Genomic DNA, 610 nt, shown 5'->3' on the forward strand with positions numbered 1-610 from the left:
TTGCTCAGCTGGAAGTTGAAGGTGACGTTTTCATCGCCTTCTTTCGCTGGCAGCGAGCTGACGGCCACAGTGGTGTTGTCGATAGTGTCTTCGACAGTCGCGGTATTGGTCGCGCCAGTCAGATCCACGCCTTCGTAGTTACCGCCGTTAACAGCGGTGACGGTGGCAGTGACGGTCGAGGCATCTTTGTAGACGTCTTCAACGTTGGTGTTTGGCACCTGGAGGGTACCTTTACCGTCCGCATCGACGTTTACGGTGTAGATGGTGCCACCGACATCCACGGTCAGGGTGGTCGCGCCCTGCGGCTTGTTGCTCAGCTGGAAGTTGAAGGTGACGTTTTCGTCGCCTTCTTTCGCCGGCTCAGACGAAACAGCAACAGTGGTGTTGTCGATGGTGTCTTCGACAGTGGCGGTATTGGTCGCGCCAGTCAGGTCCACGCCTTCGTAGTTGCCGCCGTTAACAGCCGTGACGGTGGCGGTAACGGTCGAAGCATCTTTGTAGACGTCTTCGACGTTGGTGTTTGGTACCTGCAGGGTGCCCTTACCGTCCGCATCAACGGTAACGGTGTAGATCGTGCCACCAACGTTAACTGTCAGGGTGGTCGCACCCT

1 protein-coding gene is annotated in these 610 nt (G+C 57.0%); it reads right to left on the reverse strand.

Annotated elements, in window-relative coordinates:
* Window positions 1-610 (reverse strand): immunoglobulin-like domain-containing protein (locus tag F3J45_RS29675; RefSeq protein ID WP_167070880.1); only part of this gene is annotated, 610 nt, incomplete at both ends.

The organism is Pantoea sp. Ap-967 (assembly GCF_011752565.1).
Lineage (GTDB): Bacteria > Pseudomonadota > Gammaproteobacteria > Pseudomonadales > Pseudomonadaceae > Aquipseudomonas.